The following is a 20,097-nucleotide window of genomic DNA, read 5'->3' as shown; positions in this document are numbered from 1 at the left end:
ATGCGACTGTCCGCGTAGCGTTCGACCACGTATGGTCAGACCCATCCGGATGCGGCAGTGACGGACAGACAGCACCCAGGAGTACCGGTGGCACAAACTCCACGACGGCTGACCCCGCATCGATCGGCGCTGCATGGATTCGGTGCCGTGCTTCGGCAGTGGCGCGAGCGCCGCGGGCTGTCTCAGCGTGCTCTAGGCAGGCTGGTGCACGTCAGTGGGGATCTCATCGGCAAAGTGGAGAAGGCCGAACGTTGGCCGTCCGCCCGCTTCGTCGAGTCGTGTGAAGGCGCACTGCAGGCGGATGGTGAGCTGGTCCGTTTCCTGTCAGCCCTCGAGAGTGAGCGTCGCCTCACCAGCGTCGGATACCGCTTGGTCGACGGTGCGGAGGGCCGACTCCGGGCCTCCATCGATCATCCCGACAAGCCCGACCTGCTCCGTTCGTGGCACGAGCAACTTGCTGGTCTGGCCATTGCCGGAAACCGCACCGGATACGCCGGGATGGCGTCCACCGCCCACGCGCAGTTCAGCGTCGCAGCTGCCATCGGGCGGCGAAGCCGTTCAGTCGACCGCCGGAACGTACTAATCGCGCAGGCACTGTGGGCGGAGTTCCTCAGTTGGATCGACGAGCAGAGCGACGCCGCCGAGGCCGACGCCTGGTTGCGGCGCGCCCAACAGCACGCCGTCGAAGCTAACGCGCCGACGCTGACAAGCTACGTCCTGATGAGGCAGAGCCAACGCGCCCTTGAGCGCTTCGACCCGCGCAATGCCATTGCCTTGGCGCAGCGGGCGCTGGAGGAGGTTCGGTTACCCGGCCGTATCAGCGCTCTACTGCTGATCCGCCAAGCCCAGGCTTATGCAATGGGAGGTGACCAGAACGCCTGTGCAGCCAGCATCGACAAGGCGCACAGGGTCGCCGGCAGCGCCGACTGGGGCTCGGAACTGCCGATCGATGTTGGCGTCCACTGCGATCCGGTGTACGTGGCTGCCCACGAAGCGCAATGCCGTCTTCTCCTCGGTCAACCGTCGGCTGCAGCCGATCTCTACGAGCAGCTCCTGCGCTATTGGCCAGCTCAGTGGCGCGTCGACGAGGCCCTTTGGCGATCGGCCCTGTCCACCGCCTACGTCAACTGTGGCGACGTCGAGCGCGCGGCGACCGAGGCCACCAACGCCTTGGCGTTGGCCACAGGTACCTCTTCCGCCCGGGCTTTGCGCTGGCTGAACCCGACGGCGGTGGCCCTTCGACAGCAGCCAACCATTCCCGAGGCGGCGGCCTTCGTGCTCGCCTATCGGCAGGCGACCCTCGAAGCGTGTAACCATTAGTCCGTGGATCTGATCACCACGGCGACGAGCACCGACGAGTCCGAGCGAGGGGCGTCCGTCGCGGTCCTCCCAGTCGGGAGTTTCGAACAGCACGGCGCCCACCTCCCGCTGCTGACGGACACCATCGTGGCATGCGCGATTGCGAAGGCAGTCGCCGAGCGCTACGGCCTCTTTCTGCTGCCGCCCGTGACGATCTCCTGCTCCCACGAGCACGGCGCGTGGCGTGGAACGGTCAGTATCAGCGCCACCACCCTCGCCGCCGTGGTCGTTGACATCGCTGACTCCCTGCGTGAATCGGGCGTCGACCGGCTCGCTGTGATCAACGGACACGGCGGGAACTACGCGCTTGCCAACATCGTTCAGGAAGCCAATGTCGCCGGACCGAGGATGACCCTGTTCCCCGCTCGGGCCGACTGGGACGACGCTCGCGTTGCCGCCGGCCTGCACAGCACAGCCCACCAGGACATGCACGCTGGCGAGCTCGAGGTTTCGCTGCTTCTGCACGTTGCGCCGGAAGTGGTGCGTGATGGCTTCCAGCATGCAGACCACCTAGCGGACGACCGACGTCACCTCCTCACGAGGGGCATGAGTGGTTACACCACCAGCGGTGTCATTGGTCTGCCGTCCCACGGCACCGCGGCCAAGGGCAAAGCTGTACTCGAAGACCTTGTTCGCTCCTTCGCCGACCACTACGGCCTCCTGCCGAGACCCTAGGCATGATCGGGAATGATGCTGGACGAGAACTTCTGTTCGCATCGACGTTGCCCCCCGGGAGAGCGATCGAGCGGACGCAGTTTGCAGGGTGAGCCGGGAGCAGGGACAAGAAGCTCGGACGTAGAGTCGGCTACGTCTGGGCACACACACCGGCCCGGAAATCCGAGCCCTGGCGGTGGCCGCGCCGGTGTCCCGGCGACCGGTTGACGAGCCCGCCGTCGTCCGGCCCGCGTGGAAGTTGTTCGAGGAGGACCTGTGAGGCTGGGCGACAGGATCGCTGAAGTGTCGGTGGACGACGCCGTCCGCGCCTCCGTGAGTTATGACCAACTGCGTACCGGTGATGACGGCCTGTACTGGCTGGAGACTCGCCCCGACGCCGGCGGGAGTACGACGGTGACACGGTGGCGGTCCGGCGAGGGCAAGCATGATGTCAGTCCGAAGGGCTTCGATGTCGCCAGCGGCGTGCACGCGTATGGGGGCGGATCGTTCGCTGTCGCCGAGGGGATGTTGTGGTGCGTCGGCGGAGATGGTCTCTACCGGAGCCGCCGTCGCGGTGATGAACTCGAATTGGTTACTCATGGATCCTTCGGTGACCTGACGGTCGGCGACGGCGAGTTGCTGGCTGTGCGGGAGTCGGAGCAGGGTGACGAACTCGTCGCGGTGACGTTCACCGGTGCTCCGCAGGTGCGAACTCTCGTCTTGTCCCGGGGGTTTCTCGGTGCGCCTCGGCCGGGTCCGGGGTGGTTGTCCTGGACGGCCTGGAGCGAGCGTGACATGCCCTGGGATGCGTGCGAGGTGTGGGTCGCCTGCTACTCGCCACGCGGCGTGATCGAGAATCCCGTGAAGCTGGCGGGTGGTCCGGACGAGTCGGCGGTGGAGCCGCGGTGGGGACCCGACGGGGCGTTGTACTTCGTGTCGGACCGCGGTGGTTGGTGGAACCTCTACCGGTGGGACGGCCACCGGGTAAAGGCGGTGGCACCGATCGCGGGTGAATGCGCTGCGGAGCCGTGGGAGTTGGGTTACGCGTCGTATGGCTTCCTCGACGACGGTCGGATCGTTGTAGCCGTTCAGGAGGGGCCGCGACACCGCCTCGTCGTCATCGAGCCCGACGGCACTGCTCGCCCCGTCGACCTTCCGTACACGTCGATCAAGCCGTACCTGGCCGTCCGAGGGACGACGGTGGCGTTGATCGGATCGTCACCGACCGCAGCCCCGCAGGTCGCGCTCGTGAACCTGGCTGGCTCCGGTCCCCGGGTGGAGGTGCTTGCCAGGCCGGAGCACACCGCACTCGACGGGGCGCGCGTTTCGACACCGACGGAGCTGCGCGTTCCGGTGGCGAGTGGTCGGGAGGTGCTCGCCCTGGTGTATCCGCCGACTGGCTCGGCTGCGGACTGGCGGGCACCGGTGATCGTGCGGGCGCATCCTGGGCCTACCGCCTCCTGCCTGCTGCGCCTGGATTGGCAGGCGCAGTTTTTCACCAGTCGCGGGTTCGCTGTCGTTGATGTCGACTACCTGGGTAGCACCGGGTACGGCCGAGTGTTCCGGGAATCGCTGTACGGCCGGTGGGGTCGGGACGATGTCGATGACTGCGCGGCGGTGGCGGTACATCTGCTGTCGACGGGGCGGGCGGTGCCGGGGCAGGTGTTCATTCGCGGTGCCAGCGCCGGTGGATACACCGCGTTGCACGCGGTGGCGCAGGACGGACCATTCGCCGCTGCCACGGCCGTGTCGGCGATCGTGGATCCTGACCGGTGGGTGGAGACGGTGCCCCGGTTCCAGCGGGCGCACGCCATGCGGTTGCGAGGTGGTGCCGGCCGGGTCCGTGCCGCCGCTGTGCAAGGGCCGGTGCTGCTCATTCATGGCACCGTCGACGAGGTGGCCGTGGTCGAGGATGTCCGCGAATTCGCCGAGGAGTTGACGTCTCTCGGTATGGCGCCCGAGGTGTTGCTTCTTACCGATGTTGGCCATTATGTGGCGTCGTCCCGTCGAGCGGGCGCGGCGCTGGAGGCGGAGCTGGCTCACTACCGCTCGGTGATGGGGATGCGGCCAACGATCAACGGGGGTTACACGGCGGCCAGCGGTAGTCGGTGATGCACGTACTCGCCGAACTCGCGGACCTCCGGCTCGCACCGGTAGGGCTCAAGGTCAGCCTGTACCTCGACGATGCGCTGCAGGCAGCGGTGTGAGGTTGTTCGTGCGGCGTGGTCGACTGCCTCGCGTGCGGTGGCGCAGGCTTCGTCGATGCGGCCGGCGGCGGCCAGCGACGAGGCCAGGAGCGCGGTGTCGATGGCGAGTCGCCGGACGTGGGTGGGGCTCAGGGCGGTGAGGGCGTCGCCTAGGTGCCGTTGGGTGTGCTGCGGTCGGCCCAGGTCGTGGAAGCAGTGGGCGATCTCGTCGGCGAGGTACGCCGCGTCGAAATACCTGATCCACGGTGGCTCGTCTTCGGGCTTGCTGCGGGCCAGTTGCTTCTCCGCGATGTCGAGGTGGGTCAGGCAGTCGCTCTCGCGTCCCGGGCGGGCGTGCGTGCGCGCCACCACCGCGTGCAGTGCGGCTGCTACGGCGGGCGTCGCCCGGGTCTCGCTTCCTCTCACCGCCGTCAGCGCCATCCTGCGTGCCGGCTCGGGGTGCCCGCAGTGCAGCGCGAGGTGGCCGATGTTCACGGCGAGCAGGTAGCTGCCGTACAGGCGGTCGTCGGCGGCTTCTGTCAGACGTAGAGCGCGAAGGTAGCGGCGTTGGGCGAGGCCATGGGCGCCGGTGTCGACCGCCTGGTACCCACAGAGTTCGAAGAAGCCCGCCGCCAGCGTGTAGAGCTGGCGACCAACAGCCTCAGACGTTGGAGTATTCGCCAACAGTCGGTTCAGCTCGCCTTCGACGTACCGCTGCACCTGCGCGTGAACTCGTCCAGCACCGTGGGTGTGGTCCAACTGCCGGAACATCGCCAGAGCGGTCTTCGCCGAATGAAGATCCTCTTCGTCAACCTGGTCAGGCGAGCCGGGCCGTCCGGCCACGGGCGGCCGGGGTCCCGCCGCAGCGTTCAGCCAGTCAAGGGCGGCGCGATCGAGGACACCGGGTTGGAACGGAACCCGAGCGACCATCTCGGCCAGCCCCAACGTTTCTGTCGGGCGATTGGACAGCGTGCTGCTGAGGCCGTCGTCGGCCGGTGACGGGGCGCTCCGCTTGCCGTCGCTGGTCCGGTTCTTGTCAAGCAGCGGTAGCAGGCGCATCAGGGAGCCGCCGGTCACCAGAGCCTTGTCGCAGGCCTCGACGAACTCGCGGGAGGGAAACCGGTCGGCCGTCTCCACCCGACGCACGAGATCGGCACTAAAGCGGATCATGGTGCCGAGCCGCGCCTGCGAGAGGTTGGCGCGTTCGCGCAGCCGGCGCAGTTCGGCACCGAAGTAGTGGCGATCGGACAGAGACGGCTGGAGCGCCCGCGGGGTCTGGCCCATGACACCGCCTTTCGGGCTGCTTGCCGCTGGCGGCATTGAGCAGTGTGGAATTGGCACACATAGGGTCACGCACTGTTCAGGGCGGCGCAACCAGGATCGCCAGGAACTGCGCCGCATGACCGTCGGCCTATGAGGCGCGCCGCATGCGGACAACCCCATCGTCCGCATGCCCGGCATTCACGACAGCGACGCTGAGGGCGAGTGTGAGGAGAACGGGGCGCGACCACTCGTCAGATCCGCCCTAGTTCTTCACGACCCTGGGAGGTGCCAGTGGAGCACGAATTAGTCCCATCCACCCTGATCGTGACGGGTGCCGGGCGGGGTATCGGGCTCGCCACCGTGCGGGCGACCATGAGCAGGGGCCTTCAGGTGTACGGGTTGGATATTCACGTGCCCGAGGACGTTCCGCGCGGAGACCAGGGCCCCTCCTGGCACGACGTCGACGTCGCGGACGAGCAGCAGGTGCAGTCGTTCTTCGCCGATCATGTCAAGCCTGGATCGGTGGGTGGGCTGGTGAACTGCGCGGGAGCGGTGGAGCGCACCTCGATCACCGACGCGGACGTCGCGGAGTGGGAGCGCATGCTCGCAGTCAATCTGAGCTCGGCTTTCCTGGTGATCCGTCAGTTCGTCGCGTATGCCGCCGCTCCTGCCGCCATCGTCAACGTCAGTTCCGTCAACGCCCACTACGGGCACCCGGAGCGACTCGGGTATGCGGTGGCCAAAGGTGGCGCGGAGGCGCTCACGCGAGCGACCGCCCGACAACTGGCCGATCGAGGCATCCGCGTCAACACCGTCGTGCCGGGTGCGATCGCCACACAGATGACCCCCGACAAGGCCACCGGTCACCGCTGCCTTCTCAGGCGCTGCGGTGAACCGGAAGAGGTGGCGGACGCGATCACGTTCCTGCTGTCGCCGAAGGCGTCGTACATCACCGGCAGCACGCTGCACGTCGACGGAGGACTGGGACTGCGATGACGACTACCCACGGCAGCATCGCCGAGATCGACTACGCAGCCATGATCCGCGCCCTGAACCAGGTCCACTACGCGGGCGAGACGTCGTTCTACAACACAGCACCGCTGCGCCCCTGCGAGGAGGCGCTCTATCACCGGCTCGGTGCGAGGGCGCGAATCCTCGATGTGGGATGCGGTGCCGGTCGCGTCACCCAAGCGATAACCGTATTGGGCGGCGACATCGTCGGCGTCGACATCAACGAGGCGGCTCTGGCAGTTGCCCGGGCCGCGTGCCCGAACGGCACCTTCGTGCACGGCAGCATGAACGCACTGCCACTACCAGCGGACACTTTCGACCAGGTGTGGTGCCTCCGCTTCTCCTTCAACGCGCTGGCAACCGAGGCCGAACGTGTGGAAGCCCTGCACGAGATGTGGCGGGTGTGCGCCCCGGGAGGCACCGTCCTGGTAGAGACGTTCAACTGGTACTACCCCGGCCGGCTCGGGCTTGTCCGTATCGCCAATCTGCTGGACCTGGCCGCCCGCGCCGCGCGATGGCGGGGGCAGCGCCGCACCAGCTCGCGGCCCCTGCCAGCGCGCGACATCATCTACCTCGCCAACAAGACCAGCGGAGCGGCACCCGGCTACGCCCACCTCACCACCGCCCACGAGCTGTACCTCCTCGCGGCGACATGCGGGATCCGGCAGTACGCGACCGTGACATCGGAGGAGGGTGTCCTGTCGGCCCCCGCGCTCCCGGTACGCGGCAGACACCGCCGGTACTCGATGTGGCTCGTCCTCCGCAAGCCTGGGGAGCGGTCATGAGCTTGTTGAGAGTCGGCAACCACGCGCTGGAGATCCGGATCGCTGAGTCGGCACCACGCTGCCTGCGGCGGTTCGTCGCCCGACTCGCTGACACGGAACTGCCGACGATGCCGGCCGGGCAGGTCATGCAGGTACGTGATGGGCACCGAACCCGGCTGACCGTCGACGTCAGTAGAGGTGAGGTCCTCCTGGAACTAGCCACAGAGCTGGCTGGCGATCCACCCACGTTGGAGATCGGAGTGCTCCAGGCCGCGGCACGCTGCTTGGCCGTCATGGGGGACGGCGAGCTGACACTCCTGCACGGGAGTGCGGTGACCATAGACGGCGGACGGTCGGCCGTAGCGGTGCTGGACGGCGGACGCGGGCAGGGCAAGACATCACTCGCGCTGGGCGTCGCCGCTCACGGAGGCAGCCTCTTGGTCGACGAGTTCGCCTTCACCGCTTTCCCCTGCCGTCAGCCCTGCGTGGTGCCGATGCCCACCCTGCCCTGGCACATACGCGCCGACATGGCGCCGCTGCTGGCACCTCACGCCACCGAACGGCTCCTCTACCCGGTGGATCTTCCCACCCCCACCACGGCCGGACACCGCCCGATGCCGCTGAGCCTCATCGTCATTCCGGATCAGGGTCTTGCGGCGGGTGAACTGCGCGAGACGCCTACTCCCGCAGCCCGGGATCTGCTGCGCGCGGCGGTCACCGACCACGAGGCGAAGCTACGCGACCCGACTCTTGACCACGTCTCGATCTTCTCCTCGGCTGACGAGGTCACCATTAGCCGCAGTCTTCCCGCTTTCAACTTCGGGGAGAAGGCGCTCGACGCACTTGCCGTTGTACCGGTCATCCGCGTCGGCATCGGCAAGCCAGACGATTTGCCCACCAGTGTTGCCGCGGTGATCCGTCGGACAAGAGGAGATTCGTGATGCGGCAGCCGGCCGCGCCACCGATGCTCCTCCTCGCCGGCACCAGCGAGGCTGGAAAGTCGAGCGCGGGCGAGTACCTGGCCGCCCTCGGCTCCCGCCGCGTAAAGATCAGAACAGTCCTCGTGCAACTCACCTCAGGCCGGCAGGCCTACCACGAGGGCGTGGAGACGCGGGAAGGCTTCGGGTACAACGAGTTCGTCTCGAAACTCCTCGCACTAACCGACCGCGGTGAGGCCCCCTTGGCAGTCGAGAGCTTCATCGATGCCGCTTTGGCTATGACTGTGAAGCGAACGTGGCCGGCACCATGCTCGATCATCTTCATCACCGCACCAGAACTCGTCCGCGTCAGACGCCTCGCGCAGGCCCGAGGGCTGACCGCCGACGAGGCCCGACGCATCATCCGACGCAAAGACGAGCGGAAACGCGTCCACGAACAGCTTCCGGCCTGGCGCGCAATTGCCGATCACTGGGTCGACAACACTGCCAGCATCATCACCTTCAGGGCTCGTCTCCGGGACGCGTTCCAGACCATGCAGACATCCTCAGGAGGCATCCAGCCATGACTCGTCGATACGCCTCCGCCGGTGCCGTCGTCGCGACCGACGACCTCAGCTCTTCACAAGTCCTGCTCCTCGATCAGGTCCGAAAGACCGGTGAACGACAGACCGTCGCGCCGAAAGGCCGACTGGAGCCAGGCGAGGCGCCACTCCTCGCAGCCAAGAGGGAGGTGGCCGAGGAAGCCGGCCTCACCGACACGCACTACAGCGCGTATCTCGGGCAGGAGGCGTACACGTTCACCGACAACGACGGCATGCCAGCGGCGAAGATCGTCGACTGGTTCCTCTTCTCGACATCCACCACCACCACGACTCCGGCCCGGGACGAAGGCTTCGTCCAGGCCCGCTGGCTCGAGGCTCCCGCCGCCCGGCAGGCCGCCAGCCATCCCCAGTTCCAGCAGGTGCTGGATCGCGCCCTTGCCGTCATCACCTGGCGTGCCGCTCATCCCCTGCCGTTCAGCCGAAAGCTCAGTTACCTGGTCAACCAGGTGGCGACAGAGGCCGAGGCCGTCATCGCCGGACATCCGAATGCCGGGGTGGGGCTGTGCGGATCCGCCGCACGAGGAGACTTCATCGAGGGCTGGAGCGACGTCGACTTCATCGCTTGGAACCTGCCCCCCACGTCGGCCGCCGCCACGTCGCTCCACGAGATCGTCAGTGAAGCGGCCCGACGCCACGGTTCTCGAGCGTCGCTGCACCTCGCCGACAGCCACGGGGGCGACGCCCGTCGCCTCGGTCCGCTCTACGACATGAAGATGCGGGTGGTGCTGCGCCGCGTAGGGCTCGACACCGCCGTGATCGCAGGTGTTGCCGCGCCTGCGCCGGCCGCCGCCTCGGATTTGACCGATCTCGCTGGTGACGTTGCCGTGCTGCACGAGTTCGCCGTCGCCCGTCTGGCCGCGAGCCACCAGACAGACTCGGAGCGCGAGGACTCCGCACGCCGGGTGTTGTCGGTGCTGTCGAGTGCCGGTCGGCTGCTTGTCGCACATCGAGCGCCAGAGGTCGGCCTGCGCCTTCCTGAGGTGGTCGAGGCGCTGCGCGACTGGCCGGGCACCGAACTCAGGTCGCTCCTTGGCGACTACGACGCCTTCCGTCGTGCAGGCGCAGACGACGTAGCACAGGCCGAGCGGCTCGCCGCACGGGTGCCAGGTGCGCTCGTGGCCGTGAGGAGCATGCTCGAAGAATCGGCGTCCCTATGATCATTTTCGTCGACGGGATCGATGGTAGCGGGAAGACGACTCTGATCGGACACCTTGCCGCCGCCCTGAACCGCAGTGGCGCCGAAGCAGTCGTCTCAAGCCCACTGTGGCGTTACCTCCCCACGATCGCAGCGGCGGAACAGTTCGCCTCCTGGGTCATCAGTACCACTGGTCCGGACGTCGCAGAAGCACTCATCACGGCAATGATTGATCGCCTCGACGACCTCCGCGACCTGAGCGTCGCACAAGACCACGTGCACCTGGTTGATCGCGGGCCGAAGACCGTCCTCGCATCCGCCCGCGCCCACGCTCAGGAGCGACGCACGGCAACCGAACCCTTTCGGGAACGTCTGGCCGCCTCGGTCCGAGCGCTCACCGACATCCAGCCGTGCGTGTCGATCGAACTTGGGGAGGGCGAGGAGGCGCTCCGGACGGCCCTTCCGCGCCTCACATCGTCTCAGACTGTGACGCCCGCTTACCTGGGGTATTTGCAAGCATTCGCCACGGAGATGCGTGCCTCTGGCGACTGGCCGGGCCTGCCAACGCAACGACTTGACGTTTCCATGTCGGCCGAATCCAACTGCGCGGCGATCCTCGAGTCTCTCCGCCTCCCGAGTCCCAGGAACGGCCGCGCCGACGTAGGAGCAGCAGTGCCCGCAAACAGACGGGACTGGCGGACATGAGCCAGCGCATGCCTGCCAACGTCCCACCGCCGCACGGGCGGCGAGCGGCTGCACTGCTGGCAGCCGTAGTGGAAGCCCGTACGGCCTGGCTCGCTGCCACTGTCGACGTGCTGCACCAGCGGAAATCTGTGTGGGCGGCGTGGCTAGTGGGATCTTTCGGACGAGGCAGCGCTGACCCGTACAGCGACGTCGACCTCGTCGTGGCCGTTGACGACACCACACCACAGAGCGTGCTCGACGATCCGGTTGCCGGCCTGCATTTGCCCGGCCGGCTGCTGTTCACCAGAGGTAAGCCCCGCAATGCCCCCGCCGGTGGCGGTTACGTGACTGCGTGCGTCGAGCTGGCCGCCTTACCCGTTCTGATCGATCTCTACTTGTGGCCCGCCACCACCGCCGCCATACCCACCGACGGTCGGCTCCTGCTGTATCGCGAATCACCACCACCGCGCACCGGCTTGGCGTTCATGCCGCTGCTGGATCAGCACCGCACCTCGGACTCCACCGGTGCCGACGCGAATCACCCGGCGAGCATCCTGTTCCTGGTGCAGTTGGCCGCGAAGTATCTCGCCCGTGGCGACCGACAGCGCCATGTCGCCATCACTCAACACTTGGGGTTTCCATCCGGCGTCGAGATCGTCACGCTGCGGCAGATCCTCGACGAACGTGTCGACCAAGCCGCCGCCGAGGTCATGCGCCCCGCGATCAACGCGGCCCATCGCCTCCTCGACCTCGTCGACACCGTTACCGGCGACGGGCTGACACGGGACGGTGGGCCCTCTAGGAACGCCAGGTAGTTTCAGCTGTCGAGCACTTCTACTGTCATCGATTGGGGATGCCGGCCACGTGTCGCACATCGAGAAGATCACCGGTGAGTTCCGCGCGTTGATGACCGGGGTCGAACGCGCGCAGGGGTTGGCAGCCGCCGCCGACAGTCAGGCGCAGGAGGTGGCGTTGCGGGCTGCGGGCGCCGGCTTCGTCGCCGTGGCGGCGGGTGTGGCGCGGGTGCGTAACGCGATCACGGGCATCCAGGGTGCCCTGGGAAGTCTTGCCGGGTCGATCGGTGAGGCGGCGAAGGCGACCGCGGCCGTGCCGAACGAGGCCACCCCGCAGGAGTCGATCGCCGGGCTGGCGCCTGTGCTGACCGCCGTGGACGCCGCCCGTGACGCGGCGGCCGGCGCTATCACCGGAGTCGGGGAGGCGCAGCAGCTCGTCGCCGTGGTCCTGCAGGGTGGGCAGCCCGGGCCGTTGTTGCAGGCCCTGGAGGCCATCAAGCAGGTCCTGGTGCTGGTCGTTCAGCGCACCGGCGGGGCCCGGCAGGCTATCGAAGGGGCGATCGCGCAGGCCCGGCAGTTGGGGTCGTCGGGAAACTGACGAGGGCTGGCGGTCATCCACCGGCCAGCCCCGCCCCTCATACCACCGGCAGCCCATCCCCGACGGCCCCCACCCTGGGCAGAACTGTCTCCACGGACCCTGACGCAGCAACCCCGTGGACCAGGCGTCCCACCGGCGTCGGCGGTGGGTCGCCTACCGGACGTCGAACCCGGATCTCCGCAAATGAGAAGCCACGGGAGCGGCGTGCCCTGGAGTTGGAGAACGAGTGTGCCGACAGGGTGGCCGGCAAGGGGTACCGGGTTCACCAGAACCCCACGGGGCAGGAGGTCGCGAACGCGCGACGCGAGACCGGGGATTCTGGGAGGCCGGAAAAGGCACCCGACTTCCTCATCGAGGGGCATGTCTTCGACTGCTACGCGCCCACTGCTCCTGTGCCGGCCCGCGCCGTGTGGAGCGCGGTATCCAAAAAGGTCGACGCCGAGCAGACCCAACGGGTCATGTTGAACCTCCACGACTGGCGAGGAGAGCTCGCGACCCTGCACAAGCAGTTTCACGACTGGCCCATCACAGGGCTGAAGGAACTGGCGGCAGTAACGCGCGACGGTGCGATCATTCAGATCATCCGGCGAGACTAACGAAGGGATGCAGATGGCTGTCGAGTACCGGCTGACGCTGGCGGGCGACATTCCACTCGAGCAGGTGGCGGAGCTGGCTGCTCCCGCAGCGGTCGAGACGTCCACGGCGTCCGGCGGCAGGATGCTCAGCGCCGACCTGAACGACGAGCGCGGGTACGTCGTGGACATCACCGGCGGCCGGCACGGCTACTACAGCGCCGAGGACGACGGTGGCGCTCTGTGGGAATGGGAGCCAGAGACCTACGTCGACGTCAGCTTCTACATGCGCAAGGACACCCTGGCCGACAAGGGCAAACCTCACATGCTGGCGACCGTGGCCAGAATCCTCGCCGGCAGGGCCGAGGACGCCGCCCTGACCCTCAACGGCGACGTGCTGATGCTGACACGCGTCGCTGGCACCCTTCACAAGCACAACACCGACGGCTGGTACGACTACAGCTACGACAGGATCTTTCACCGCTGACGGGCTTGCGTCCTCGGTTGGACCCACCAGAGGCACTCACCCCCGCGATCGGAGTCGGATCGCCGGCATCGCGGCGTCGATCGCGTGTCACAGGGGCGGCAGCGGTGAGCTGCTAGCCGACAAGGCGGCTCGCGCCAGGTAGCGCATCAACGGCAAGTCACGCTCGACGGCGAGGAACTGGGGCGTCTGCGGCAGCAGCAGTACCTGCGCGGTGGCACCGCCGCCTTCTTTGCTGTGCACCACCATGCAGCGCAGGTCGTAAACGCGTTTGGCGACGGCCTCGACAACTGAGGCGGGCGAGCTGTTGGCGTTGACGCGTACAGATGCGACACCGGTCACGGCGTTGGCTCGCAGGTGGGCCCTCAAGGCCGGGTCGGACAAGATCCGCTGTTTGAGCCCGGTTGCCGTCGCCGTGGCCTCGATCGTGGCCCGTAGCTGGGCCAGTTCGGTGCGCTGTGACCGGGCCACCTGGGCGATCGCGTGGAAGACTTTGGTATGGAAGGCAAGACTGTGTAAATCCGCGCCTGGGCTGGCCAGTAGCGCGGCCACCTCTTGGACGCCTCGATTGTGGGCGTAGCGGGTGAAGTGGTATTCAAGCACCTGGTAGAAGGCCAGGAACTGCACAAACGGGGCACGCGGCATGGCCCGGGCGTACCAGTAAAACGCCAACGCTTCGGAGTCATACGCCCGTGACGGCCCTTCAACAGAGGGCTCGATTGTCGCAGGACGTGCCCGCCTTGGACTACGCCGGCGTTCGGGCAGCGGCCACGGCGGACGCAGCGCAAGACGGAAACCCAGCCCGCACTCCCCGTCGATGTCAAAAGACCACGAACCGGCAGCAAGAGTCAGCAGTTTCAAGGCCTCGTCCGGGGTGGATAGCGGCCGGCCACTGATCTTCAGTGTGGTATACGTCGGTTCGTCCCGGTTGAACTCCCTACTCATATCGACAAATCGCTCGCGCAGGCACCAAAATACCGCCGAGCCGGGCTACAACTCGATTCGCCAACCACCGTCAGGGGCTACCGCGCGGATGATTCCGGGGCGGTAACTGTCCCAGTGGTGCCACTCCTCTGCGGTGTCCGCCTCCGGCTCAGGGCCGGCTCCAACGACGAGGGCTTCGATGTAGCCCTCGTCAAGTTGGGCGAACGCGCTGTACGCACCGAGAATCACCAAGCCGGGCCCCACCATCGCCGTCAGACTGTCTATCAACCCTGGGCGGTCGTCGGAAAGGGGAGCCTCGAATGGCTGTCCGGCCAACTCAAAGCGCAGGGCCAGGCGATGGTCGCCTCGCGTGAGTTTCGCTCCGGTTGCGGCGGCGGCAGCAACCAACCTGTCGATCGCCTCCGCCTGCTGGCGTTCGCGCTTCTGCCTCTCCTGGCGCTCGCGGACGATCCCCTCCTCGAGGGCGCGGAGCGCCGATGCCCTCATGGCACGAGGGCCCTGCCCCCGGGGCTTCCGAGAGATCTGCTCTGTCACTAAGTCTTTCCTATATCGAAGCCAATGCCATCCTTATCGGACAACTCCGCGACTATAGGCTCAAGGTTGGCGAGTGTCCATGCATTAGTTGGACTCGGGGTGGCCGGGGGCCTCGCTCTCATTTCGGCTGCCCACGCTAGTCGTGTGGCTCTCATTTGGCGCTCACGTCACCGGCTTGGACCGTCGCCAAGCCGAGGGGGCCGCGACGCTGTGCACAGGTCAAGATCCGCGGCACTTGAAGCCGTACCTGCTTCTGTACTCGGACCGGTACGCCGACAACCTGAGCCAGCGAACGAAGCTCGCGGAGCCGCGCCCCTTGCGGCTGGCGGTCCCGGGCTTGGGTCGCGCGCACGTCATGATCTCCGATGTTGTGCGCGGTGTGTGCTCTCCAGCGGATGCCAACCCGGGCGAACCGGTGTCAACGCGGGTCACCCCGGCCGACCGCCGGTCGCAAACCGGGGTTCGTGTGCTCCGGGTGTGCTCCTGGGCTGGGCGAACACGGGTCCGGGCAACGTAGGTGAACGTGGGCCACTCCCTGCCACCCCAGGTGAACCCCCAGGTCGTTACACTGACCACTCGCGCCCTCGTAGCTCAGGGGATAGAGCATCGGTTTCCTAAACCGTGTGTCGCAGGTTCGAATCCTGCCGGGGGCACCCAGGGTCTGTTTCAAGAGCTGGCTGGTCTGCGGCGGGCCCGGACTGCGGTTCGCCCCGCGGACTCCGCCTCGGTTCGACCGCTGTCAGGAAACTGACCTTCGACGGTCACCAGCGGTAGGACACGTTCACGGGCAGCCGGGAGTGTGGGACCCGCTTCATGTCTGCCTGGGCCTTGGGGTGGTCGTGGCCGGTCAGGTAGGTGACTGCGGCGATGGCGGTGAACACCGAGGCGATGATGGTGACTGTCACAAAGCCCCTCGCGGTGGTCGTCGCCGTGCGGACCGAACCGTGCCGCGAGAGGTCGAGGTGCCCTCCGGGCCGTCCCGGAGGGCACCTCGGCATCCACAGGGGTCAGAGGAACTTGTACATCTCGGCGGAGGCGGCCTCGGTGTCGGCGGCCGGCGGAGCGGCCACGGTGACCTTCTCGCCGAAGCCGCTCATCTTCATGTCGGTGACGAGGTCACCGAGACTCTTCGTGGCGATCGTGTAGGACAGGGCGGTGAGCCGGCCGTCGGCGTCGACGGTCGCCTCGAAGGGGATCGCCTGGGGCTCCTTCGCCAGCTTGGCGGTCGACTCGAGGCCCTCGCGCATGCCGCCGTCGGTGCTGGCGGTCTCGGCGGCCTTGTTGAGGTCGGCGGTGCCGCTGTAGTGGCCGGGGCTGACCTCCTGGGCGACCACGACGCCGCCGATGAGGCCGGTCTGTGCCTTCAGGTCGAACGACTGGCGCAGCGAGCTGGTCGGCCGGAGCTTGTTCAGATCGATTTTCATCCAGGGCTTCTCGCCGTCGAGCGAGTCCGACTTGATGTAGGCGACGTCGCCGATCAGCCGGGCCTCGATCGGCTCCGGCGCGGTGCCGGTGACGTGGATCGCCTTGGCGGCGGGGTCGACCTTGCCCTTGAGGCTGACCGACTGGCCGCCGGCCTTGACCGAGGCGTCCATGGTGACCGTGCCGGCGAGGCTGCGTTCCATGGCCTGCCGGACGGCGGCGGCCGGTTCGAGCTTGGGCGTGGTAGGAGCCGAGGACGGTCCGGACCCTCCGGTGTCACCGGAGGTGGTGTCGCAGCCGGCCACGAGGGCGGCGGCGAGGGCAATCGAGAGGACAGGGATCAGTCGACGCATAGACGTGACCCTAACCAAGAAGGTCCACTCCGGGGGGCCCGGCCAACACGGTGGGTCAATCCGCCGGCAGTTGTTCGGCGTGGGTGAGCACCCGGTCGACGAGGCCGTACTCCCGGGCCTGCTCGGCGGTGAACCAACGGTCCCGGTCCCAGTCGCGCTGGATCTCGTCGAGGGTGCGTCCACTGTGCTGGGCGATCAACTCCTGCATGGTGCGCTTGACGTGCAGCATGTTCTCCGCCTGGATGGTGATGTCCGAGGCGGTGCCGCCCATCCCGCCGGACGGCTGGTGCATCATGACCCGTGAGTGCGGCAGCGCGTACCGCTTGCCGGCGGCTCCGGCACAGAGCAGAAACTGTCCCATCGAGCCGGCGAGGCCGAGCGCCAGCGTGGCGACGTCGTTGCGGACGTAGCGCATCGTGTCGTAGACCGCCATCCCTGCGGTCACCGAGCCGCCCGGCGAGTTGATGTAGAGGTAGATGTCGCGGTCGGCGTCCTCGGCCGCGAGCAGCAGGATCTGCGCGCAGATCTGGTTGGCCGACTCGTCGGTCACCTCGGTGCCGAGGAAGATGATCCGCTCCCGTAGCAGCCGCTCGAACACCTGGTCACCGAAGGTCGGCTGACCGCTGTCCAGCATCCGCACGTCGTACCCGATCATGTGTCGCCGCCTTCCGCGCTGCCGGCGGGCGGCGGAACCGCCTGGGGAACCGGCTCCTCCAGCGTGCGCGCGGCGGCGGTCGCGGCCCAGGGATTCTGCCGCCGGCAGATCGGCCCAGGGCAGAACCCAGCCGGCCTACACCCGGGTCAACCGCCGCCGGCCCGTCCGGGCCCGGCGGCAGGCCAGCATCTTGGAGGTACGCGGACCGGGGCGCCCGGCCGGTGCGGAGGCGATCAGTCGAACTCGCAGCCCCGCCCCTCCGACAGTCGACCCGACGGGCGAGGCTGGACCGCCGACGTGCAGGATCGGCCCGCCCAGCCGCAGCACCGGCCCGGCCGGCTGCCGTGCGGGGGCCGGAGCGGCGGCCACGGGTGGCGTCGCCCCACCGGGCTGAAAGCCGATTCGGAATGCGCGGCCGGTCTCGTTGCGTGGCGCGGGCACCTGTTCCAGCCGGGCCAGAGCGGCCCGGGGTGCGGCGGGGATGCGACGCTCGACTCGGCGCAGATCGTCGCGGGCCGCCTCGAGCAGGTCGGAGAGTTGGATGCCGAGGGCTCGGCAGATCGCCGCCAGGATCTCCGACGAGGCCTCCTTCCGCCCGCGTTCGACCTCCGAGAGGTAGGGCACGGAGACCCCGGCCGCCTCGGCCACCTCGCGCAGGGTGCGGCCCTGGCCCTGGCGTAGCCGGCGCAGCACCCCGCCGATCACTCGTCGTAGCAACGACATGCGGACCTCACTCTCGCGGTCGTCGTCGGGGACACCTCCCATCATCATGCCGGTTGCCGACGGTCGGGGCCGACCCGTGCATGTCGCGCCGACCGTCGTCGTAGCCCGGGCGTGCGAAGCGCCGCGTACCCGCTATGTTGTGGGCGTGCAGGCGACGGCGGCGGGGCAGGTTCGACGGTGATCCATTTTCCCGCGCAGCGCCGGGGCCCGCTGAGCGCGCTGAGCCTGCGGCTCGCGGCCGCCCTGGGGCTGGTCTTCGCCGTGGTGGCGGCGGTCTACCTGGACCGGGACGGCTACCGCGACGTCAACGAGGACGGCCTCACCCTGCTCGACTGCTTCTACTACGCGGTCGTCTCGCTCTCCACTACCGGCTACGGGGACATCACCCCGGCCGCGCCGTCGGCCCGGCTGGTCAACGTCCTGTTCATCACGCCGGCCCGGGTGCTCTTCCTGATCATCCTGGTCGGCACCACCCTGGAAGTCCTGACCGAGCAGTACCGGACCGGCCGTCGCCTGTCGCGGTGGAGGAGAGTCGTGAAGGACCACGTCATCATCTGCGGCTACGGCACCAAGGGGCGCAGCGCGGTCAACGCTCTGTTGGAGAACGGCCTGGACCGGTCGCGGATCGTGGTGGTGGAGCGCAACGGCGTCGCACTGCGGCAGGCCACGTCGGCCGGGTTGGTGGCGATCGAGGGGTCGGCGACCCGGTCGTCGGTGCTGAACGAGGCGCACGTCAAGAACGCGAAGGCAGTGATCATCGCGACCGACAGCGACGACGCGTCGGTGCTGGTGGCGCTGACCGTCCGGCAGCTCACGGCCGGGCAGGTCCGGATCATCGCGGCGGCGCGGGAGGCGGAGAACGCCCCGCTGCTCAAGCAGAGCGGCGCGCACCACGTGATCGTCTCCTCGGCGACTGCGGGCCGCCTGCTCGGTCTCTCGACCTCGGCGCCGCCGCTGATCGACGTCGTGGAGGATCTGCTGACTCCGGGGCAGGGGATGGCGTTGGCGATGCGCTCGGCGGAGCGGGACGAGGTGGGCCGTTCGCCGCGTGAGCTGGACTCACTGGTGATCGCCCTGGTGCGACGGGGCAAGGTGGTCACCCTGGCCGACAAGGCCGGCGCGGTGATCGAGACCGGCGACATGCTTGTGCACGTCCGCGACGACCGCCCGCAGTCCGCGGCCTCGGTCTGACATTCCCGGGCGTCAGCAGGCGTCCGGTTCGCCGACGCTCAAGGCTTCGGTGCAGGTGATCGGTGTCGTGGTGACCGCCCGCCGCAGCAACGAGTAGAGCGTCTCCCGCTCGGCCGGCTCCAGCGCGCCCAACACCTCGTCCTCGACACCCGCGAGGGCGCACTCTGCCTCTTTGAGGCGTTTCATCCCATCTTCGGTCAGTTCGACGACGTGTCGCCGGCGGTCCTGGGGTGAGCGTCGCCGCTCGACGAGATCCTTCGCTTCGAGGTCGTTGAGCAGCCCAACGATGTTGGTGCTGTCCATTTCCAGGGTGCCCGCGAGCGACTGCTGGCTGATGCCGCCACCCGCCCGCAACACCGTGAGCGCGACCAGGTGCCGCGGTCGCAGGCCCAGTGGCGCGAGCACCGACTCGGCCCGCAGGCGCATCCGCCGCGCCAGGTGGTCCAGCAGGGCGCCCGAGCGGTGCTCCGAGGGCTCCAGCGGCAGGGCGGACATGTGACCCAGTCTACCGACGCCACGGAACATCTGCCTGCTATAAATAGTTGGTGCAACACAGACGATCCTTGGAGGAGGAATCATGAACCTGCTGCATATCGATTCGAGCATCCGGGGCGACTGGTCGGTCAGCCGGCAGCTCACGGCCCGAGCCGCCACGGCCTGGCGCGCGGCGCACCCCGACGGCACCGTGACCTACCGCGACCTGGGCGCAGAGCCGCTGCCGCACCTGGACTCCGACGGTGGGCTGGCGCGAATGACGCCGCCGGACCAGCACACCCCCGCCCAGCGCGCGTCGTGGGAGCTCAGCCAGCGCCTCGTCGACGAGGTGAAGCAGGCCGACGTGGTCCTGCTCGGGCTGCCGCTCTACAACTACGGCGCGCCCAGCAGCGTCAAGTCCTGGGTCGACCACCTGATCGTCGCCGGCCTCACGTACGACCCGGACACGCAGGAGGGCCTGCTCAGCGGTCGTGAGTTCGTGGTGGTGGCCACGCGCGGCGGCGGCTACGGCGAGGGCACCCCGCGGCACGGCTGGGACCACGCGGAGCAGTGGCTCCCGCACGGTCTGTCGATGACCGGCCTGGAGCCGCGCTTCATCAGCACGGAACTGACCCTGGCGCCCACGGTGCCGGCGATGGCCGAGCTGATCCCCCTGCACGAGGCCAGCCGCACCGCGGCCGAGAAGGAGATCGACAACCTGTGGACGCCGGCCTCGGCCCAGCGCTGAGACGGCAC

23 protein-coding genes and 1 tRNA gene are annotated in these 20,097 nt (G+C 68.0%); 16 read left to right on the top strand and 8 right to left on the bottom strand.

Features of this window, described 5'->3' with window-relative positions:
* Positions 1 to 87: 87 nt before the first annotated feature.
* The 3 genes from AB0B55_RS14475 (at position 88) to AB0B55_RS14465 (ending at position 4,125) form a co-directional block, all read left to right on the top strand.
* Positions 88 to 1,320 carry a helix-turn-helix transcriptional regulator gene (locus AB0B55_RS14475; protein ID WP_357171890.1) on the top strand — a complete coding sequence of 411 codons (1,233 nt, stop codon included), beginning with the start codon at positions 88 to 90 and terminating at the stop codon, positions 1,318 to 1,320.
* A 3-nt stretch (positions 1,321 to 1,323) separates the two neighbouring features.
* A complete protein-coding gene (locus tag AB0B55_RS14470) occupies positions 1,324 to 2,034 on the top strand; it encodes a creatininase family protein (RefSeq protein WP_357171889.1) in 711 nt (236 codons plus the stop codon).
* Between the two features lie 903 nt (positions 2,035 to 2,937).
* Entirely contained in the window at positions 2,938 to 4,125 is a 1,188-nt protein-coding gene (locus tag AB0B55_RS14465; protein ID WP_357172031.1) for a prolyl oligopeptidase family serine peptidase, read from the top strand.
* On the opposite strand, the gene AB0B55_RS14460 is transcribed toward AB0B55_RS14465, so the two are convergent.
* Complete coding sequence (locus AB0B55_RS14460) at positions 4,098 to 5,483, bottom strand: helix-turn-helix transcriptional regulator (protein ID WP_357172030.1); 1,386 nt, start codon at positions 5,481 to 5,483, stop codon at positions 4,098 to 4,100. The two genes, AB0B55_RS14465 and AB0B55_RS14460, sit on opposite strands and share 28 nt — an antisense overlap.
* A gap of 264 nt (positions 5,484 to 5,747) precedes the next feature.
* Between AB0B55_RS14460 and AB0B55_RS14455 the strand changes: the two genes are divergently transcribed.
* From AB0B55_RS14455 to AB0B55_RS14410, 10 genes are all read left to right on the top strand, one after another.
* Complete coding sequence (locus AB0B55_RS14455; protein WP_357171888.1) at positions 5,748 to 6,458, top strand: SDR family oxidoreductase; 711 nt, start codon at positions 5,748 to 5,750, stop codon at positions 6,456 to 6,458.
* Positions 6,455 to 7,258, top strand: a complete 804-nt coding sequence (locus AB0B55_RS14450; RefSeq protein ID WP_357171887.1) for a class I SAM-dependent methyltransferase — start codon at positions 6,455 to 6,457, stop codon at positions 7,256 to 7,258. Before AB0B55_RS14455 ends, AB0B55_RS14450 begins: the two co-directional genes overlap by 4 nt.
* Positions 7,255 to 8,178, top strand: coding sequence for a hypothetical protein (locus AB0B55_RS14445; RefSeq protein ID WP_357171886.1), 924 nt, complete (start codon positions 7,255 to 7,257; stop codon positions 8,176 to 8,178). Before AB0B55_RS14450 ends, AB0B55_RS14445 begins: the two co-directional genes overlap by 4 nt.
* Positions 8,178 to 8,741, top strand: a complete 564-nt coding sequence (locus tag AB0B55_RS14440) for a hypothetical protein (protein ID WP_357171885.1) — start codon at positions 8,178 to 8,180, stop codon at positions 8,739 to 8,741. Before AB0B55_RS14445 ends, AB0B55_RS14440 begins: the two co-directional genes overlap by 1 nt.
* Positions 8,738 to 9,934: an NUDIX domain-containing protein gene (locus AB0B55_RS14435; protein WP_357171884.1), complete on the top strand. Its 1,197-nt coding sequence runs from the start codon at positions 8,738 to 8,740 to the stop codon at positions 9,932 to 9,934. Before AB0B55_RS14440 ends, AB0B55_RS14435 begins: the two co-directional genes overlap by 4 nt.
* On the top strand, positions 9,931 to 10,617 hold the full coding sequence (locus tag AB0B55_RS14430) for a hypothetical protein (RefSeq protein ID WP_357171883.1): 687 nt from the start codon (positions 9,931 to 9,933) through the stop codon (positions 10,615 to 10,617). Before AB0B55_RS14435 ends, AB0B55_RS14430 begins: the two co-directional genes overlap by 4 nt.
* Entirely contained in the window at positions 10,614 to 11,411 is a 798-nt protein-coding gene (locus tag AB0B55_RS14425) for a nucleotidyltransferase domain-containing protein (protein ID WP_357171882.1), read from the top strand. The genes AB0B55_RS14430 and AB0B55_RS14425 overlap by 4 nt, the downstream gene beginning before the upstream one ends.
* Positions 11,412 to 11,460: 49 nt before the next feature.
* Positions 11,461 to 11,988 (top strand): DUF6244 family protein, encoded by a 528-nt coding sequence (locus AB0B55_RS14420; protein WP_357171881.1) that lies wholly within the window; start codon positions 11,461 to 11,463, stop codon positions 11,986 to 11,988.
* Between the two features lie 173 nt (positions 11,989 to 12,161).
* A complete protein-coding gene (locus AB0B55_RS14415; protein WP_357172029.1) occupies positions 12,162 to 12,584 on the top strand; it encodes a hypothetical protein in 423 nt (140 codons plus the stop codon).
* A gap of 13 nt (positions 12,585 to 12,597) precedes the next feature.
* Positions 12,598 to 13,047 carry a SitI3 family protein gene (locus AB0B55_RS14410; RefSeq protein WP_357171880.1) on the top strand — a complete coding sequence of 150 codons (450 nt, stop codon included), beginning with the start codon at positions 12,598 to 12,600 and terminating at the stop codon, positions 13,045 to 13,047.
* A gap of 87 nt (positions 13,048 to 13,134) precedes the next feature.
* On the opposite strand, the gene AB0B55_RS14405 is transcribed toward AB0B55_RS14410, so the two are convergent.
* Both AB0B55_RS14405 and AB0B55_RS14400 read right to left on the bottom strand, forming a co-directional pair.
* The gene (locus tag AB0B55_RS14405) at positions 13,135 to 13,989 is read right to left on the bottom strand and encodes a hypothetical protein (RefSeq protein ID WP_357171879.1); all 855 of its coding nucleotides are present in this window, start codon (positions 13,987 to 13,989) and stop codon (positions 13,135 to 13,137) included.
* Between the two features lie 45 nt (positions 13,990 to 14,034).
* Positions 14,035 to 14,523: a hypothetical protein gene (locus AB0B55_RS14400; protein ID WP_357171878.1), complete on the bottom strand. Its 489-nt coding sequence runs from the start codon at positions 14,521 to 14,523 to the stop codon at positions 14,035 to 14,037.
* Positions 14,524 to 15,103: 580 nt separating this feature from the next.
* On the opposite strand from AB0B55_RS14400, the gene AB0B55_RS14395 reads away from it, so the two are divergent.
* Positions 15,104 to 15,176, top strand: a tRNA-Arg gene (locus AB0B55_RS14395).
* Positions 15,177 to 15,284: 108 nt separating this feature from the next.
* Here AB0B55_RS14395 and AB0B55_RS14390 read toward each other — a convergent pair.
* The 4 genes from AB0B55_RS14390 to AB0B55_RS14375 all read right to left on the bottom strand — a co-directional run bounded on the left by AB0B55_RS14390 (position 15,285) and on the right by AB0B55_RS14375 (position 17,676).
* On the bottom strand, positions 15,285 to 15,428 hold the full coding sequence (locus AB0B55_RS14390) for a hypothetical protein (protein WP_357171877.1): 144 nt from the start codon (positions 15,426 to 15,428) through the stop codon (positions 15,285 to 15,287).
* A 102-nt stretch (positions 15,429 to 15,530) separates the two neighbouring features.
* Positions 15,531 to 16,298 (bottom strand): hypothetical protein, encoded by a 768-nt coding sequence (locus AB0B55_RS14385; RefSeq protein WP_355049047.1) that lies wholly within the window; start codon positions 16,296 to 16,298, stop codon positions 15,531 to 15,533.
* Positions 16,299 to 16,353: 55 nt separating this feature from the next.
* Positions 16,354 to 16,953 (bottom strand): ATP-dependent Clp protease proteolytic subunit, encoded by a 600-nt coding sequence (locus AB0B55_RS14380; protein ID WP_357124333.1) that lies wholly within the window; start codon positions 16,951 to 16,953, stop codon positions 16,354 to 16,356.
* Between the two features lie 135 nt (positions 16,954 to 17,088).
* A complete protein-coding gene (locus tag AB0B55_RS14375; RefSeq protein WP_357124336.1) occupies positions 17,089 to 17,676 on the bottom strand; it encodes a helix-turn-helix transcriptional regulator in 588 nt (195 codons plus the stop codon).
* A gap of 177 nt (positions 17,677 to 17,853) precedes the next feature.
* Here AB0B55_RS14375 and AB0B55_RS14370 point away from each other — a divergent pair, with 177 nt between their 5' ends.
* Positions 17,854 to 18,867 (top strand): potassium channel family protein, encoded by a 1,014-nt coding sequence (locus tag AB0B55_RS14370; protein WP_357124339.1) that lies wholly within the window; start codon positions 17,854 to 17,856, stop codon positions 18,865 to 18,867.
* Between the two features lie 12 nt (positions 18,868 to 18,879).
* Here AB0B55_RS14370 and AB0B55_RS14365 read toward each other — a convergent pair whose 3' ends face one another.
* Complete coding sequence (locus tag AB0B55_RS14365; RefSeq protein WP_357124342.1) at positions 18,880 to 19,362, bottom strand: MarR family winged helix-turn-helix transcriptional regulator; 483 nt, start codon at positions 19,360 to 19,362, stop codon at positions 18,880 to 18,882.
* 82 nt (positions 19,363 to 19,444) lie between these two features.
* Here AB0B55_RS14365 and AB0B55_RS14360 point away from each other — a divergent pair, with 82 nt between their 5' ends.
* Complete coding sequence (locus AB0B55_RS14360; RefSeq protein WP_357124345.1) at positions 19,445 to 20,089, top strand: NAD(P)H-dependent oxidoreductase; 645 nt, start codon at positions 19,445 to 19,447, stop codon at positions 20,087 to 20,089.
* Positions 20,090 to 20,097 lie beyond the last annotated feature (8 nt).

Source organism: Micromonospora sp. NPDC049107, assembly GCF_040648595.1.
In the GTDB taxonomy this organism is placed as follows: domain Bacteria; phylum Actinomycetota; class Actinomycetes; order Mycobacteriales; family Micromonosporaceae; genus Micromonospora.
This window is presented reverse-complemented; position numbering and strand designations above follow the sequence as displayed.

Bases quoted from the DNA above. Each gene is read 5' to 3' on its own strand.
- AB0B55_RS14460 (WP_357172030.1), bottom strand. From the start codon at position 5,483: ATGGGCCAGACCCCGCGGGCGCTCCAGCCGTCTCTGTCCGATCGCCAC.
- AB0B55_RS14450 (WP_357171887.1), top strand. From the start codon at position 6,455: ATGACGACTACCCACGGCAGCATCGCCGAGATCGACTACGCAGCCATG.
- AB0B55_RS14445 (WP_357171886.1), top strand. From the start codon at position 7,255: ATGAGCTTGTTGAGAGTCGGCAACCACGCGCTGGAGATCCGGATCGCT.
- AB0B55_RS14440 (WP_357171885.1), top strand. From the start codon at position 8,178: ATGCGGCAGCCGGCCGCGCCACCGATGCTCCTCCTCGCCGGCACCAGC.
- AB0B55_RS14435 (WP_357171884.1), top strand. From the start codon at position 8,738: ATGACTCGTCGATACGCCTCCGCCGGTGCCGTCGTCGCGACCGACGAC.
- AB0B55_RS14430 (WP_357171883.1), top strand. From the start codon at position 9,931: ATGATCATTTTCGTCGACGGGATCGATGGTAGCGGGAAGACGACTCTG.
- AB0B55_RS14425 (WP_357171882.1), top strand. From the start codon at position 10,614: ATGAGCCAGCGCATGCCTGCCAACGTCCCACCGCCGCACGGGCGGCGA.
- AB0B55_RS14410 (WP_357171880.1), top strand. From the start codon at position 12,598: ATGGCTGTCGAGTACCGGCTGACGCTGGCGGGCGACATTCCACTCGAG.
- AB0B55_RS14405 (WP_357171879.1), bottom strand. From the start codon at position 13,989: ATGAGTAGGGAGTTCAACCGGGACGAACCGACGTATACCACACTGAAG.
- AB0B55_RS14385 (WP_355049047.1), bottom strand. From the start codon at position 16,298: ATGCGTCGACTGATCCCTGTCCTCTCGATTGCCCTCGCCGCCGCCCTC.
- AB0B55_RS14380 (WP_357124333.1), bottom strand. From the start codon at position 16,953: ATGATCGGGTACGACGTGCGGATGCTGGACAGCGGTCAGCCGACCTTC.
- AB0B55_RS14375 (WP_357124336.1), bottom strand. From the start codon at position 17,676: ATGTCGTTGCTACGACGAGTGATCGGCGGGGTGCTGCGCCGGCTACGC.
- AB0B55_RS14365 (WP_357124342.1), bottom strand. From the start codon at position 19,362: ATGTCCGCCCTGCCGCTGGAGCCCTCGGAGCACCGCTCGGGCGCCCTG.
- AB0B55_RS14360 (WP_357124345.1), top strand. From the start codon at position 19,445: ATGAACCTGCTGCATATCGATTCGAGCATCCGGGGCGACTGGTCGGTC.